Source organism: Stenotrophomonas sp. FR010, from assembly GCF_047520755.2.
GTDB lineage: Bacteria > Pseudomonadota > Gammaproteobacteria > Xanthomonadales > Xanthomonadaceae > Stenotrophomonas > Stenotrophomonas sepilia.
In genome coordinates this window covers 1-15,302 of the sequence record NZ_JAXBQT020000007.1, presented here as the reverse complement: position 1 = coordinate 15,302, position 15,302 = coordinate 1, and the positions used below count along the sequence as shown (strand labels likewise).

13 protein-coding genes and 6 tRNA genes are annotated in these 15,302 nt (G+C 66.0%); 12 read left to right on the top strand and 7 right to left on the bottom strand.

All coding sequences use genetic code 11. The features are described 5' to 3' along the window. Positions 1-62: 62 nt before the first annotated feature. From ppk1 to ACM0PK_RS08065, 4 genes are all read right to left on the bottom strand, one after another. Positions 63-2,150, bottom strand: coding sequence for a polyphosphate kinase 1 (ppk1, locus tag ACM0PK_RS08080; RefSeq protein WP_134971969.1), 2,088 nt, complete (start codon positions 2,148-2,150; stop codon positions 63-65). A gap of 4 nt (positions 2,151-2,154) precedes the next feature. Next, the gene (gene phoR, locus ACM0PK_RS08075; RefSeq protein WP_061479944.1) at positions 2,155-3,486 is read right to left on the bottom strand and encodes a phosphate regulon sensor histidine kinase PhoR; all 1,332 of its coding nucleotides are present in this window, start codon (positions 3,484-3,486) and stop codon (positions 2,155-2,157) included. Positions 3,487-3,592: 106 nt separating this feature from the next. Then, positions 3,593-4,282, bottom strand: coding sequence for a phosphate regulon transcriptional regulator PhoB (phoB, locus tag ACM0PK_RS08070; RefSeq protein ID WP_005408258.1), 690 nt, complete (start codon positions 4,280-4,282; stop codon positions 3,593-3,595). 116 nt (positions 4,283-4,398) lie between these two features. Next, positions 4,399-6,045 carry a M48 family metalloprotease gene (locus tag ACM0PK_RS08065; RefSeq protein ID WP_065197179.1) on the bottom strand — a complete coding sequence of 549 codons (1,647 nt, stop codon included), beginning with the start codon at positions 6,043-6,045 and terminating at the stop codon, positions 4,399-4,401. Positions 6,046-6,187: 142 nt separating this feature from the next. Between ACM0PK_RS08065 and grxC the strand changes: the two genes are divergently transcribed. The 5 genes from grxC to ACM0PK_RS08040 all read left to right on the top strand — a co-directional run bounded on the left by grxC (position 6,188) and on the right by ACM0PK_RS08040 (position 10,106). Continuing rightward, a complete protein-coding gene (gene grxC / locus ACM0PK_RS08060) occupies positions 6,188-6,478 on the top strand; it encodes a glutaredoxin 3 (RefSeq protein ID WP_004154541.1) in 291 nt (96 codons plus the stop codon). Continuing rightward, complete coding sequence (locus tag ACM0PK_RS08055; protein WP_004154542.1) at positions 6,475-6,867, top strand: carboxymuconolactone decarboxylase family protein; 393 nt, start codon at positions 6,475-6,477, stop codon at positions 6,865-6,867. Before grxC ends, ACM0PK_RS08055 begins: the two co-directional genes overlap by 4 nt. A gap of 322 nt (positions 6,868-7,189) precedes the next feature. Beyond that, the gene (locus ACM0PK_RS08050) at positions 7,190-8,194 is read left to right on the top strand and encodes an isocitrate dehydrogenase (RefSeq protein ID WP_012479261.1); all 1,005 of its coding nucleotides are present in this window, start codon (positions 7,190-7,192) and stop codon (positions 8,192-8,194) included. A gap of 206 nt (positions 8,195-8,400) precedes the next feature. Then, positions 8,401-9,144, top strand: coding sequence for a cysteine hydrolase family protein (locus ACM0PK_RS08045; protein ID WP_072168270.1), 744 nt, complete (start codon positions 8,401-8,403; stop codon positions 9,142-9,144). A 53-nt stretch (positions 9,145-9,197) separates the two neighbouring features. Beyond that, positions 9,198-10,106, top strand: a complete 909-nt coding sequence (locus ACM0PK_RS08040) for a LysR family transcriptional regulator (RefSeq protein WP_414607180.1) — start codon at positions 9,198-9,200, stop codon at positions 10,104-10,106. An 81-nt stretch (positions 10,107-10,187) separates the two neighbouring features. Here ACM0PK_RS08040 and ACM0PK_RS08035 read toward each other — a convergent pair whose 3' ends face one another. Next, entirely contained in the window at positions 10,188-10,946 is a 759-nt protein-coding gene (locus ACM0PK_RS08035) for a Bax inhibitor-1/YccA family protein (protein WP_069138943.1), read from the bottom strand. Positions 10,947-11,126: 180 nt separating this feature from the next. On the opposite strand from ACM0PK_RS08035, the gene ACM0PK_RS08030 reads away from it, so the two are divergent. From ACM0PK_RS08030 to ACM0PK_RS08000, 7 genes are all read left to right on the top strand, one after another. Next, a tRNA-Pro gene (locus ACM0PK_RS08030) sits at positions 11,127-11,203 on the top strand. A gap of 39 nt (positions 11,204-11,242) precedes the next feature. Next, a tRNA-Arg gene (locus ACM0PK_RS08025) sits at positions 11,243-11,319 on the top strand. A gap of 172 nt (positions 11,320-11,491) precedes the next feature. Then, positions 11,492-11,568: transfer RNA gene (locus tag ACM0PK_RS08020), tRNA-His, on the top strand. 79 nt (positions 11,569-11,647) lie between these two features. Beyond that, positions 11,648-11,723: transfer RNA gene (locus ACM0PK_RS08015), tRNA-Lys, on the top strand. A gap of 198 nt (positions 11,724-11,921) precedes the next feature. After that, positions 11,922-11,997: transfer RNA gene (locus tag ACM0PK_RS08010), tRNA-Lys, on the top strand. A 415-nt stretch (positions 11,998-12,412) separates the two neighbouring features. Further along, on the top strand, positions 12,413-12,781 hold the full coding sequence (locus ACM0PK_RS08005) for a hypothetical protein (RefSeq protein WP_414607181.1): 369 nt from the start codon (positions 12,413-12,415) through the stop codon (positions 12,779-12,781). A gap of 136 nt (positions 12,782-12,917) precedes the next feature. After that, positions 12,918-13,004 (top strand) — tRNA-Leu (locus tag ACM0PK_RS08000). A 59-nt stretch (positions 13,005-13,063) separates the two neighbouring features. On the opposite strand, the gene ACM0PK_RS07995 is transcribed toward ACM0PK_RS08000, so the two are convergent. Beyond that, the gene (locus tag ACM0PK_RS07995) at positions 13,064-14,308 is read right to left on the bottom strand and encodes a tyrosine-type recombinase/integrase (protein ID WP_049417433.1); all 1,245 of its coding nucleotides are present in this window, start codon (positions 14,306-14,308) and stop codon (positions 13,064-13,066) included. A 66-nt stretch (positions 14,309-14,374) separates the two neighbouring features. Continuing rightward, a complete protein-coding gene (locus ACM0PK_RS07990; protein WP_005412378.1) occupies positions 14,375-14,749 on the bottom strand; it encodes a winged helix DNA-binding protein in 375 nt (124 codons plus the stop codon). Positions 14,750-15,302 lie beyond the last annotated feature (553 nt).

Here is a 15,302-nt window from a genome sequence, read left to right as displayed (position 1 = left end):
GACTGCAAGGGGGGCGGCACCTCCCGCTCCTGGTAGGTGTCGACCCTGGTCGACACACCGGGTCAGAGCCCCTGCATCAACGCCATCTGTGCCGAATGCGGCGCTTCGTCGTGGGCCGGGGCACGCTTGTGGTAGATGCCGTCGGCATCCAGCTCCCAGGCGTTGAGGTTGTCGTCAAGGTAGTTCTGCAGGACTTCGCGGTAGACCCGCTTGGCCAGTTCCGGATCGAGGATCGGGAAGCAGGTCTCGACCCGGCGCAGCAGGTTGCGTTCCAGCCAGTCCGCGCTGGCGCAGTACATTTCCGGTGCGCCGTCGTTGCCGAACCAGTAGACGCGGCTGTGCTCCAGGAAGCGGCCGACGATCGAGCGCACGCGGATGTTGTCCGAGATGCCCGGCACGCCCGGTCGCAGCGTGCAGGCGCCGCGGATGATCAGGTCGATCTGCACGCCGGCCTGCGACGCGGCGTACAGCGCGCGCACCACCTGCGGTTCGTTCAGTGCGTTCATCTTGGCGATGATCCGCGCCGGGCGGCCGGCGGCGGCGATGCGCGTCTCGCGCTCGATGCGGCCGAGGATGCCGGTGTGCAGGGTGAAGGGCGACTGCAGCAGGCGCTTGAGCTTCATCTTCGACGCCAGCCCGGACAGCTGCTGGAACAGCAGGTGCACGTCATTGCCGATGTCCGCATCGGCGGTGATCAGGCTGATGTCGGTATACGCGCGGGCGGTGCCGCTGTGGTAGTTGCCGGTACCCAGGTGCACGTAGCGGCGCAGCTTGCGGCCCTCGCGGCGCACGATCAGCAGCATCTTGGCGTGGGTCTTGTAGCCGACCACGCCGTACACCACCTGCACGCCGGCTTCCTGCAGGCGATCGGCCAGGCCGAGGTTGGCTTCTTCGTCGAAGCGGGCGCGCAGTTCGACCACCACGGTCACGTCCTTGCCGTTACGCGCGGCCTGGATCAGCGCATCGACGATCAGTGAGTCCTTGCCGGTGCGGTACAGGGTCTGCTTGATCGCCAGCACGTTCGGATCGATTGCCGCCTGCCGGATCAGGTCCAGCACTGCGGTGAAGGCGTCGAATGGGTGGTGCAGCAGCAGGTCCTGGCGCGCCACCGTCTCGAAGATGCCGTCACTGTCGCGCAGCGTGCGCGGGGTCATCGGCGGGTATTTCAGGTCCGGTTGCGCGATCAGGTCGTACAGCTGGATGATGCGGTTGAGGTTGACCGGGCCATCGATGCGGTACACCGCGTTCTCGGTCAGGCCGAAATTCTGCAGCAGGGTCCGCACGATCTCGCGCGGCATGTCGTGCGCGATCTCCAGCCGCACCGCTGGCCGGTAGCCGCGGTCGACCAGTTCGTCGCGCAGTGCCAGCGCCAGGTTCTCCACTTCCTCCTCGTCCACCACCAGCTCGGAATTGCGGGTGACGCGGAACTGGTAGGCGCCCTGGACTTCCATGCCCGGGAACAGCTCATCGACGAAGGTCGACAGCACCGACGAGAGGAACACGAAGTTCTGGGGCCCGCCGAGCTTTTCCGGCAGCTGGATGATGCGCGGCAGTGAGCGCGGCGCACGCACGATGGCCAGGTGGCCGGCGCGGCCGAACGCATCGGTGCCCTTGAGCACCACCACGATGTTCAGCGACTTGTTGAGGATCTTCGGGAACGGGTGCACCGGGTCCAGGCCCAGTGGCGACAGCACCGGCATGATCTCGTTGCGGAAGTAGGCGCGCAGCCAGCGCTTCTGGCGGTCGGTCCAGGAGTGGCGGCCGAGCACGCCGATGCCGGCCTCCATCAGCGCCGGCCGCAGCGTCTCGTTCCAGCAGCGGTACTGCTGGTCCACCAGTTCGGCGGCGCGGTCATGGATGGCGCTCAGGATGGCCTGCGGGCTCATCCCGTCCGGTGCGGGTGGCAGGCCGTACTCCTGCGCGTGGCGCACGGCGGCGGCGCGGATCTCGAAGAACTCGTCGAGGTTGGTGCAGGAGATGCACATGAAGCGCAGGCGCTCCAGCAGCGGCACTTGCGGGTCCATCGCCTGGGCCAGCACGCGGAAGTTGAAATCCAGCTGTGACAGTTCGCGATTGATGTACAGCGCCGGGTCACGCAACGGATCGTTGTCCGGGCTCACGGGGAGGGGGAGGGATCCGAGGCTGCTCATGGCGTCATTCTTCGATGGAGGTCAGGGGGGCGGACTCGCGCGGGCGCACGTGGTCGGCATCGAAATGGCAGGAGAACACCGAGCCCTTGCCGACTTCGCTTTCAATTTCCAGCCGTGCGTGGTGCAGGCCGAGGATGTGCTTGACGATGGACAGGCCCAGGCCGGTACCACCGCTTTCGCGCGAGCGGCTGCTGGAGACACGGTAGAAGCGTTCGGTCAGGCGCGGCAGGTGGGTGGCCGGGATGCCGTAGCCGGAGTCACGCACCGCCAGCACCGCACCGTCGCCCTCGCGGCGGAACTCCACCGCGATGCGGCCACCGGCCGGCGTATAGCGCACCGCATTGGTGACCAGGTTGGAGAAGGCGCTGTGCAGCTCCTTGGTCGAGCCCTGAAGGTCAACGCCGGCCAGGTCGTCGATGCTGATCTGGTGGCGGCCCTGGCTGTGCGCTTCGGCTTCGCGGCGCAGGGTGGCCAGCATCGGCTGCATGGCCACGGTCTCGTCCTCGCTGTGTTCCTGCGATTCGAGGCGCGACAGGGTCAGCAGGTCTTCCACCAGCTGGGCCATGCGCTGGCTCTGCTTGCGCATTTCTTCCAGCATCGGTCCGGTTCCCGGGAAATCCTCCGGGTCCATCATGTCCAGGTAGCCGTGGACCACGGTGAGCGGCGTGCGCAGCTCGTGTGAAACGTTGGCGACGAAATCCCGCCGCACCTGCTCCAGGCGCAGCAGCTTGCTGACGTCACGCGCGATCAGCAGCCAGTAGTCCGACGAATAGGGAATCAGGCGCAGGTTCAGGCGGATCGCCGGATCGACCGGCGAGGGTACGTCCAGGATGGGCTCGGCATTGCGGCCACCGGCCAGCCAGTGCGCCAGCGGCATCGGCTGCAGGCGCTCGACCAGGGCCTCGCCAAGGTCGCCGGGATGGTGCAGGCCGAGCAGGGCGGTAGCCGCTTCGTTGAACCACTGCACGCGCTGGCTGTTGCGATCCAGCACGACGACAGCATCGGGCAGCGCGGCGGCGGCGGCGCGGTAGCTGCGCAGCATGTCCAGCAGGCGGCGCTTGCGCACGCGCATTTCCACCTGGTTGCGGTACAGCAGGCGGTCCAGTTCGTTCCAGACGCCGGTGCCTTCTTCGGCGGTGTCCCAGCGCTGGCGAGCGGTCAGCCGGCGCAGAACGCTGCGCAGGCGCCAGTAATGCCAGGCCAGGGTCGCCAGCGCGCCCAGTGCGATGCACAACCACAGATGGCCCGTGAACCACCCCACCAGTCCGGCGAACAGCAGCACCGCGGCAACGGTGGCCAGGGTCTTCAACCAGGCAGAGCGGATGTGGCGGGGCATTGCGATCTCGTCGTTGAGGTGCGGCGGTTCACTGGGGTGAACCGAGGGTTATAGCAGAGTTGCCGGCACCGGCACCTGCAGGTGCGCGGTGCCGGCACGACGAGACTCAGGTGGCGGTGGAGAAGCGGTAGCCGGCGCCGCGCACGGTCTGCACCATGTTCTCGGCGTTGAACGGCTCCAGCGTCTTGCGCAGGCGGCGGATATGCACGTCGATGGTGCGTTCCTCCACGTAAACGCTGCCGCCCCACACATGGTCCAGCAGCTGCGCGCGGGTGTAGACGCGCTCCGGGTGGGTCATGAAGAAATGCAGCAGGCGGTATTCGGTCGGGCCGATCGGCACCGGCTGGTCGTTGGCGAACACGCGATGGGCGGCGCCGTCGATACGGATCGGGCCGACGGCTACGCTGCCGTCCTCGTCATCTTCGCGGGCGCGGCGCATGACCGCGCGGATGCGGGCCAGCAGTTCGCGTGCCGAGAACGGCTTGACCACATAGTCATCGACACCGGCCTCGAGGCCACCGACGCGATCGTTCTCCTCGCCGCGGGCGGTCAGCATGATGATCGGCACTTCGCGGGTCAGCGTTTCCTTGCGCCAGCGACGGGCCAGGTCCAAGCCGCTGGTGCCGGGCAGCATCCAGTCCAGCAGGATCAGGTCGGGAACGCGATCGGCGATCGCGGTCTGGGCCTCCCGGGCATCGCCGGCGTGGACCGGTTCGTAATCGCCCTTGCGAAGGGCGAAGGCGACCATTTCACGGATCGCGGGCTCGTCATCGACGATCAGGATGCGTTTCTGCACGAGGACACCGTAGGGCTCGGTTACTGGAGTGGTGCCAGTAGACTACGGTTTGATGACATGTTTGTGACTACCCGGCCGGAACCGGCCTGGATTGCCATCGGCCGGTCATGCGGTGCTCAGCGACGGTCCAGATCCGGGTCCTGCACGCCCTGCCGGCGCAGTTCCAGCACCGTCGGGGTGATCGATTCGATGCGCGCGTCAACCCGCGCGCGGCCGATGTAATCCAGCGCCGGGTTGCGCTTGAGCGCCTGCAGCTGCATCAGCGCCTGTTCTGGCCGCCCGCTGAGGAAGGCGGCCTCGGCATAGGCCTCGCTGGCGCGCACGCTGTCGCCAGCCAACTCACTGGCGCGGGCGAAACGCTGCTGGAAGACCGGATCGTTACCACTTTGCGACAGCAGGGGGCGCAGCATCGCCTGCGCACGCTGGCCGGCTTCGCGGCTGCCTTGTTCGTTCAGGATCTCGGCATAGGTCAGTGCCACCGGGCGGCTGTTGGGGTGTTCGCGCAACAATTGCTCGAAGCGGCTGTTGGCCTGGGCCGCCTGGCCTGCGCGTGACTCCGCCTCGCCCAGGCCCAGCGCCAGCCACAGGTTGCCGGGGTGGGTCTGCAGCAGGCCGGCCAGGGTCTGCCGGGCCTGGCCGGCACCGGCACGGCCACCGCGCATCACCGCCAGCGCCTGGCCGTAGCGCTGCGCATCGTTGAGGCCGTCCTTCTGCCGCTTGGCCAGGTCGGCGTACTCGCGCTCCAGCTCGGGGGTGGAGTCCGCGCTGAGCACGCGCAGGCGCTCACGCGCCCACTCGAAGTCACCGCTGGCGCCACGGTTGAGCTGGCCGATCGGCAGGCGCAGCACACTGCCGGGCAGCAGCGGGTTGTTGCCGCGCAGCAGCGGCTCGCCCAGGCTGGGATCGGCCGGGTCCACCCGCTCCTTGCGCTCGCCGGTGGGCGTGCTGGTGGTGAGCAGCACCGTATCCTTCTTCATCTGCTGGGCGCGGGACTTGGCCTCGCTGATGCGGGTGATGTTGACCGGGTGGGTGCGCAGGAACTCGGGCACGCTGTAGCCGCCTTCGTTGCCGCGCATGGCTGCCGACATCCGCTCGAAGAAGCCGGCCATGGCATCCACGTCGTAGCCGCTGCGCGACAGGGTGCGGATGCCGAGGCGGTCGGCCTCGGACTCGTTGGAGCGGGTGTAGTTGATCTGCCGCTGCTGCATCAGGCCCATGCCGGAGCTGATCGCCGCCATCGTCGCGTTGCCGGACGACGTGCTGTTGCTGGCCTGGGCGGCCACTACCGCCGCCAGCATGCCCAGCAGGATCGGGATCTGGTCGCGCTGGGCGCGCTCGACACCGCGCAGCACGTGCTGCTGGGTGACGTGGGCGATTTCGTGGGACAGCACCGCAGCGACCTCGTCCTCGCGCTCGGCGGTCAGCACCAGTCCGGCATTGACCCCGATGTAGCCGCCCAGCGTGGCGAACGCGTTGATCTGGCGGTCGTTCATCACGAAGAAGGTGTACGGCTGCCGCGGCTGGTCACTATTGGAGCCGAGCCGGGTACCCATGGTCTGCAGCCAGTCGTTGACCAGCGGATCTTCCAGCAGGTAGCCGTAGTTGCGCAGCTCGCGCAGCATCATCGCGCCGTACTCGGCCTGGCGGGCCGGGGTCAGCAGCTCGCCGGCCGAAGAGCCGATGTCGGGCAGCTTCTCCTGGGCCTGGGCCAGCGGCATGGCCAGGGCCAGGGTGACGGCGGTAGTCAGCAGCAGGGCTCGCAAGCAGAAGGTCCTCGGGCGGGGCGCGCCAAGCGTGGCAGGGCGGGGGGCAACCATTCGTTAATCCACAGTGTTGCGGCCGTGGCGTGGAAATTCCAGCGCACCGGTACCATATGTAGACCGTCGATCCATCGTGGAGTTTCCCGTGACAGCCCAGACCGCCGGCGGCGCCCCCGCCATCACCATCTATTCCACTGCCGTCTGCCCGTACTGCGTGGCCGCCAAGAACTTCCTGAAGAGCAAGGGCCAGCAGTGGACCGAGGTCCGCATCGACCTGGACCCGGCCGAGCGCGAGAAGATGATGGCGCTGACCCGCCGCACCAGCGTGCCGCAGATCTTCGTCGGCGACGTCCATGTCGGCGGCTACGACGACATGATGGCCCTGCACCGTGAAGGCAAGCTCGAGCCGCTGCTGGCCGGGCAGGGCCAGGCATGAGCGCGGCCGACGACGGCAGCAAGGACCGCATCGCCGAGTTCACCGAGTTCCGCAAGCGCATGAACGAGCGCATCCTGGGCGAACCGAACCAGGTGGTGCGCCGCTTCTTCGCGCTGGATACGCAGACCTACCAGGCTGGCGCGCTGGACGTGAAGACCAAGGAGCTGCTGGGCCTGGTGGCCTCGATGGTGCTGCGCTGCGACGACTGCATCAGCTACCACGTGGCCCAGTGCAAGGACGCCGGGGTGACCCGTGAGGAGTTCTTCGAGACCTTCTCGGTCGGCCTGGTGGTGGGCGGCTCCATCGTGATCCCGCACCTGCGCCGCGCGGTCGACTTCCTCGACCAGCTCGAAGGCGGCGCCGCCGCGCCAGCCGCGCACGAGCACTGAGGGTCGTGCCGGCCAGCGGCCGGCATCGCCTGAACCCGACATGGCCGGGGTTGCCGGTCAGCGGCCGGCACTACCGGGCCCTCGAGGGGGCCTGTCCCGCGATCCAACAGCCCAGGAGCCCCTTCTTGTTGAAGGGGCGCGCCGACAGGGCGGGGGTAGAGGGGCGATGCGCGGGCAATTCTGCCTGAGCCGGGGACTGGGACCATGGTCTATTTGGGACCTCGGCCCCGGCTCAGGCATAATTGCCGGTGAAACTTCCTTTGCGCCGGCGTTTCCGGGCACGTCCGGACGGCGTTTTTCCCCCTGTTCGGAACATCGATCAATGACGCAGAAAATTACGGTCATCCGCGGCGACGGCATTGGCCCGGAAATCATGGACGCCACCCTGTTCGTGCTCGACCAGCTCAAGACTGGCCTGGAGTACGAAGACGCCGACGCCGGCCTGGTGGCCCTGGAAAAGCACGGCGACCTGATGCCGGCGGTGACCCTGGAATCGATCGCGCGCAACAAGGTCGCGCTGAAGAGCCCGCTGACCACCCCGGTCGGTGGTGGCTTCACCTCGATCAACGTCAGCCTGCGCCGCCACTTCGACCTGTACGCCAACGTGCGCCCGGCCCACACCTTCCCGAACACCAAGTCGCGTTTCGACAACGTCGACCTGATCACCGTCCGTGAGAACACCGAAGGTGCCTACCTGGCCGAAGGCCAGGAAGTGTCGGCCGACGGCGAGACCGCCTTCTCCGGCACCCGCATCACCCGCAAGGGCTCCGAGCGCATCGTGCGCTACGCCTTCGAGCTGGCCAAGAGCACCGGCCGCAAGAAGGTCACCGCCGTGCACAAGGCCAACATCATCAAATCGACCTCGGGCCTGTTCCTGAATGTCGCCCGTGAAGTGGCCGCGCAGTACCCGGACATCGAATTCCAGGAAATGATCGTCGACAACTGCTGCATGCAGCTGGTGATGCGCCCGGAACAGTTCGATGTGATCGTCACCACGAACCTGTTCGGCGACATCATCTCCGACCTGTGCGCTGGCCTGGTCGGCGGCCTGGGCCTGGCTCCGGGCGCCAATATCGGCAAGGATGCGGCGATCTTCGAAGCCGTGCACGGCACCGCGCCGGACATCGCCGGCCAGGGCAAGGCCAATCCGTGCGCGCTGCTGCTGGCGGCCGCGCAGATGCTGGACCACATCGGCCAGCCGGAAAACGCCGAGCGCCTGCGCAAGGCCATCGTGGCGACCATGGAAGCCAAGGATTCGCTGACCGGCGACCTGGGTGGCACCGGCACCACCATGAGCTTTGCCAAGGCCATTGCCAGCCGCCTGTAAGCGGCCGGCCGACCTCGGTCGGATGCACAGCGGGGCGCCTTCGGGCGCCCCGTTGCGTTTTTCCGCCTCTGTAGAGTCGAGCATGGCTCGACTCCACAGAAGCGGTCTGTGCTGATATCGCACAGATCATGTGCTGTTTCACGGCTGGTTCGTGCGCCATCCGCTCCGCATCCTGTGCCCACTTCCCAACGCACCGGAGCTTGAACATGAACCTCACCGCCTTCGGCCTGGCCAGCTTGCTCGGCATGACCGCCACCATCCCGGTTGCTGCTGCCGAGCCGGCCCATGCCACCATCCGCCATATGGCGGGTGCGCCGGTCGCGACCTCGCTGGATGCGGCGAAGACTGCCGTGCTGGTGATCGACTTCCAGAACGAGTACTTCGATGCCAGGGCCGTACCGGGCTTTGCGGGTGGCCGCATGGTCATTCCCGATGGCGTGGCCGCACTGCGCCAGGCCAGGCGGGTAGTCGAATTCGCCGATGCCCACGGCATCCGCGTGATCCATGTCCAGCACGTGCTGCCGGCCGGCGCACCCCTGTTCGCGCAGGGCAGCGTCAATGCCGCCTTCCATCGCGACCTGCAGCCGCGCCAGGGCGAGACCGTGGTGCAGAAGGACAATGTCAGCGTGTTCGCCGGCGCGTCCGCAGCCGTGCTCGACCCGATGCTGATGAATGCCGGTATCGATACCCTGATCGTCACTGGCCTGCAGACCCATGCCTGTGTGGCCGGTGCCGCGCGCGACGCAGCGGCCGCCCCACGTGGCTACCGGGTGATCGTCTCGTCCGATGCCAGCGCCAGCCGTGACCTGGATCTGGCCGGCGGCCGTCGCATCGATCATCGCGCGCTGCATGAGGCCTCGCTGGCGCAGATCGAAGACGCCTTCGGCGATGTCATGAGCACCGACGCGATCCTGGCGCTGCCGGTACGCAAGGCCGGTGACGGCGCTTGATAAGCTGGCGGGGCCCGCATGCCGTGGGCCCCGCCACGTGGAGCTGCCCGCCGATGGATCACTTCGCCGCCCTGCGTGCGCTGCGCGCCATCGTTGACGCGGGCAGTTTCACTGCGGCCGCCGAGCGCCTGGGGACCACCCACTCGGCGATGTCGCGGCAACTGCGGCAGCTGGAAGAACACCTGCAGGTACGCCTGCTCGATCGCAACAGCCGTCGGCTGTCGTTGACCGAGGCCGGGCGCGATTACTACCGCGAGGCGGCAACGCTGCTGGACCGCCTGCAGGAGGCGGACGATCGTGCCCGCGCCGGGCAGGCGCAACCCAGTGGCAGGGTGCGGATCAGCGTGCCGCAGGTAGTGGCCAGCCAGGAACTGCCGCATTGGCTGCCCTCGTTCCTGCAGCGTTACCCGCAGGTCACGCTGGACCTGTCGGCGGATGATCAGCTGGTCGATGTGGTGGGCGGTGGCTTCGACCTGGCGCTGCGCATTGCAGCTTCATTGCCGGACAGCCAGCTGGTCGCGCGCGAGCTGGCCAGCTGCCCGTGCATCCTGGTCGCCGCACCGGCCTACCTGGCCCGGCATGGCCTGCCGCGGCAGGCTGCGGATCTGGAGCAGCACACGCTGCTGGGTTTCAGTCCCACCCCATCAATGCCGCCCTGGCGGTTGCAGGGGCCGCGCGGCGCCTGCGTGAGCGTTGAAGCCGGGCAGCGCCTGCGTGTGGATGCCACGCCTGCGCTGTACGCCGCCGCGCTGGCCGGAATGGGCATCAGCCTGTTCACCGCGCTGACCGTGCAGGAGGACCTGCGCGCCGGTCGTCTGATCCGCGTGCTGCCGGCCTGGCATGCCGGCCAGCGGCGCTACTTCGCGTTGTACCCGCATGCGCGCGCGCTCGCGCCCAAGGTGCGCGCGCTGGTAGAGCACCTTGCGGCGCACTACGCTGCACAGGCCGGCGTGACTGGCTAGCCGGCCTGTGCAGCAGCCAGGCGTTACAAAGAGAAAAGGGCGCCCCGAAGGCGCCCTTTGTCGTTTATGGCTCTGCCCGGTTCAGCGCTGCTGGATCTTCGACAGCAGGCGCAGGAACTCCACATACAGCCAGACCAGGGTCACCATCAGGCCGAATGCGCCATACCACTCCATGTACTTCGGCGCGCGCTGGGCCACGCCGGTCTCGATGAAATCGAAGTCCAGCACCAGGTTCAGCGCGGCCACGACCACCACGAACAGGCTGAAGGCAATGCCCAGCCAGCTGGAGTCGTGGATCACCGGCACGTTGATGTTGAAGAAGCCCAGCACGAACGAGGCCAGGTAGAGCAGGGCGATGCCGCCGGTGGCGGCGACCACGCCCATCTTGAAGTTCTCGGTGGCCTTGATCAGGCCGCTGCGGTATGCGAACAGCAGGGCGGCCAAGGTGCCGAAGGTCAGCAGCACCGCCTGGAACACGATGCCCGGATACTTCATGTTGAACAGGGCCGACACGGCGCCCAGGAACAGGCCTTCGACCAGCGCGTACATCGGCGCGGTGACCGGTGACCATTCCTTCTTGAAGATGGTGATCAATGCCAGCACCAGGCCGCCAATCGCGCCACCGATGGCGTACAGGCTCGCGCTGCCGGAAATCTGGCCGTACTCGTCGACCGCCTGGCTCCAGGCGAACGCCGCGGTCAGCACGGTCAACAGCAGCAGGATGCCGGTCTTGTTGGCGGTGCCATTGAGGGTCATGACCTGGTCGGGGCTGGTCACTACCGAGCCACTGGCGAGGTCGAGGAAAGTCGACTCGGAAAGAGCCGGGTTGCCGCTGCGCATGCGTGTTCTCCGTGCGGATGAAGGTCGGGACGGCCATCCGGCCGATGGGCGTGAGCATAGCCGATGACTGCTTTCGGCGTTGTGGCAGGCCCGGGATCTGTGCATCCTTCGTTGACAGTTCCCAACGCGCTTGGCGACAATGACCAACTCCCCGGGCCCAACCCGAGGGGATTGCAAGACCGGGGTATAGCGCAGTCTGGTAGCGCGCCTGCTTTGGGAGCAGGATGTCGGGGGTTCGAATCCCTCTACCCCGACCAATCCCACGCCACGTCGGATTGGACACCGTTCCGGTTCGGGCGCCCGTAGCTCAACTGGATAGAGCACCGGCCTTCTAAGCCGGCGGTTACAGGTTCGATTCCTGTCGGGCGCGCCATTGGCGAGCACCGGGATCGCATCGACGGATGTGAAGAAGTGCTTGCAAAAGCGCAAGGACTCCACCAGAATATCGGACTCGCTTCGGCGGACCGCAGCTTCGGTGACAGTCCCCAGGCAATGTTCAAGGTTCCAGCGTCAGTGATATCGGCGATGGAGCGAAAGTTTCAGTGGTGGCTGTAGCTCAGTTGGTTAGAGTACCGGATTGTGATTCCGGTGGTCGGGGGTTCGAATCCCCTCAGCCACCCCACTGATTCAACCGCATCGGCGCAGCCGAAACGGTATTGCAATAAACAGAAGGCACGCTACAATGTGCGTCTGAGTTTCACGGGCCGTTAGCTCAGTTGGTAGAGCAGTTGACTCTTAATCAATAGGTCCAAGGTTCGAATCCTTGACGGCCCACCAAGACAGAAGCCACCTGGTACGCCAGGTGGCTTTTTTCTTATAGGTGTGACTCCCATCGTTCCGATGGATCACGCGTTGCAGAACCCGTTTGGCGTGGATCTGCAGCAGGAGCGGGCCCCGCAGTGCTGGTTTCAACCACGTTGAAAAAAGTGCTTGCACCCACCGAGCGGATCGGGTCATAATTCGCGCCCCGATTTCGGGCTGTTAGCTCAGTTGGTAGAGCAGTTGACTCTTAATCAATAGGTCCAAGGTTCGAATCCTTGACAGCCCACCAGACAAAAGCCACTTGGTCCGCCAAGTGGCTTTTTTCTTGCCTGTTCGCTGAGGGGCATCTGCAGATGCCAGCGGTGCTGGCTGGAGTGGAGCCCCCTTGAGTCAAGGGGGCACGGCGAAGCCGCGGGGATGTGGCGGCTGATGAAGTGGGGCCCGCGCTTTGCCGCGCAAAGCGTGGGGCTGCGGCGCGAATGCGCGGCAGCTTCCCACTTGGTCCGCCAAGTGGCTTTTTTCTTGCCTGTTCGCTGGGGGATTTCATCCACGCCTGGCGTGGATCGACTGAAGCAATGCTGAAATCAGCGGCATACACGTCATCAGTGTTTTCAATGCTGTGCGCTGCATCTCACCGCATCGCATCCTGCATCGCACCCAATGGATCTTCCGCGCCGACGGCGCATGCACGAAGGACGATGTTGATGGCTCATATCAATCGATTGCACCGCACGCTGTGGGTTTCCTTCGCGTTGCTGGCACTGGCGGCCTGCGCGCCCGCCGACGATCCCGCGCAGACCGTCGAACGCGATGCTGGCACTGAAAGTGCTCCTGCGCGCCCGGTCGGTGAGGCCATGCAGATGCAGCCGGCTCAGGCGGCAGAGCGGGAGGCCCTGCCCGATGCGGTGGACGTGCAGCGCAATGCGGATGGTTCGGTGGATGTGCGCAAGGCCACGCCGGAGTCGGCGGCCCTGCGGCGCACCGGCGACGGGGGCGTGGAGATCCGCAAGGTGGATCCTGCAGCCGAGCAGGGTGCCGATACGGCGGCGGCCAAGGCCAGGCCGCAGCAGTGAACCCCGCCACCCCGGATGAGCTTGCGCTCGCCGGGGTGGTTCAACGCGCGGGCTGCGCGCAATTGCCATGTTCAGTTTTGTGCAGGCCTTCCGCTTCCCGCCATCGCCTGCGACAATGAACACCTGCGCCGGCCACGCGAAAGTGGCGGAATTGGTAGACGCCCTGGATTTAGGTTCCAGTGAGGGTGACCTCGTGCGGGTTCGAGTCCCGCCTTTCGCACCATCTGGCCGAGCACAGATTGCCTAAGTGATTGAAAAATAAGCTGGCGACGGTCAGTTGTCCTATTGGATTCCCGCTTTGGCAATTGATCCCTGTCTCGGAACGTCACCTGTTCCGTTCGAGGCGGCTGGGAGGCGGAACTGCTCCAGTGCAGACATGCCTTGGAGCGATTGCTCGGCCAGTACCTTCGCGTAGACCGCTGAGGTGGTCTGGATGTCGCGGTGTCCGAGCCACTCCTGCACGAGCTTGATGTTGCCGGTCGCCAGCAGCAGCCGAGTGGCGCACGTATGGCGGAGCGCATGCGGTACGCACTCCTTCTCGGAAGCGAGATGTGTCCCCTTGATGGCCCATTGCCACAGCCGGTCGGCGCGCGTGCGATTGAGCATCGTGAAGGGGCCGTCCGATGTGGCCGCCAGGGCGTCCTTGCGCCGCTGTAGAACCTCGGCGACACGGGCGGTGCAGGGTAGGGTGCGGGGACGCCCCTTCTTGAGCGTAGCGTGCCGCCAGAAGCGGACGTGGAGCCTTCCGCCCTGATCGACTACTTCGGACCACCGGATGCCGATGGCCTGGCTCATGCGGCAGCCCAGGTCGGCGAGGCACACGAACAGGTCGCGGTAGTCCGCCCCGTCGCGCACCCGTGGGTGCCCTCCGGCAGGGCCGTTCGGGAGCGTGTCCCACTCCAGCAGCCGCGCCAGGATCAATTCCTCGTCCTCAACGTTCAGGACGAACGTGCGTGCGTTGTCCCTCTCGTCGGCCAAGCTGTACTCGGGCAGCTCTCCCAAGAACCGGCCGGCCTTCCTCTCGCGTTTCAGTAGGGCAAGGAGGCACTGCATCTTGCGGTTCACGGTGGCGGGAGCCGCCTTGTCGGCGAGCATGCGCTGCGCCATGTCGTTGACCGCGGCCTGCGTGATGTCGTTGATGGGCGTTTCCTCGCCCAGGTAGCTCTGGACCACCTTGCAGTTGGTACGCACGGTGTCGATGGACCGGAGCTTGCCCCAAAAGTTGCGGTCGTCCAGCGCGTCGTCCATCGCGTCCTTGAGGGTGCGCTGGCGGACCTTGGCCTTCGCCACGGCCATCTGCACCGACCGGGACTTGCCCCGAATCAGCTCCCGCAGCGCGTCCTCTGCAATCTCGGGGTCGTCGCGCAGGGCGTCGAGGACCGCCTGCTCCTTGCGCTCGGCTGCCACGCGGTCGCGGGTGCCGGTGGACAAGCGCACGCGCCGGTATCCCTCCTGCACGTCGAGCATGTAGTAGCGCTTATCGGGCGCACCCGGCTTGGGCGCGGTCCCTTTGAGGCGAAGGGCCATGTGTATCTCCAGAAATGAAAAAGGCCCGCACTAGGCGGGCCTCGGGGCACAACGGGGTGTTGGGGGTTAGGCGGCTGCGACGCGCGCCGTCACCTTGCGGTTGACACGTTCTGCGAGCGAAGCCAGCCAGTGCAGCGCCTTGGTCGTCGGGAAGATCAGGTTGCGCTTGCGGTAGGCGGGATCAGGGCGCTGCTCTAGGAAGTCAGGCCCCGGCTCGCGGTTACGCTTGATAGACGACAGGTCGAGCACATTGCGGCTCACTGCGGAGGGAGAGAGTCCGCCGAGGACGCGCTCAAGGTCCACCTGCTGAATGCCCGGCTCGTCCACAACGGCGAGTAGGGTGAGGATGCGGGTGGCGGTGATGTCCTCGTCGATCTCTTCCCGGAAGGCTGACAGTGCGGTTGTGAGAATGGCCGTCAGTTCTTTCTGCGAGAGATTCATGGTGCGCTCATTTTCCGTAAGGGGATGGTTCCCCCTTGGGAAACCATCAGGGTCTATCTTGGAGCCGCAATGTAAGGATTACAAGGCCCAAGCCAATGTTGATGGCATTCTTGCCAATTTTGTCCATCCAGAAACCACGCTGCCAAGGCGTGGGGGAGGGGTCGATTCCGATCTCATATCCAAAGGCTTTCACGAACAGGTCCAGGTACTTCTGCCCTGCGAAGGGGCCGTCCTGTCCCCTGCTCACGGCGTTGTAATGCGCCGCCACCCCCGGCTGCGCTCCACAAAAAGGTCTTACGTTTCAGTGTTTTAAGAACGGTAGTGCCAGCATCGCCGCCAGGGTCACAATGGCCCCGACCACGGATGCAAAAAACAGTCCTTGCCCTACGCGGACTACCGCGCTGGCTATTGTCCGTCTCACCGTACTCATAGACTGAGAACGCCCCCCTGGTCGTCTGTGGACCGACCAGCCTTTCGTAGACATCCGGACGCCATAATTCATGGCAATGACCGAGGTGTTTATGGGCAACAGCAAGCAGTACACGGATGAGTT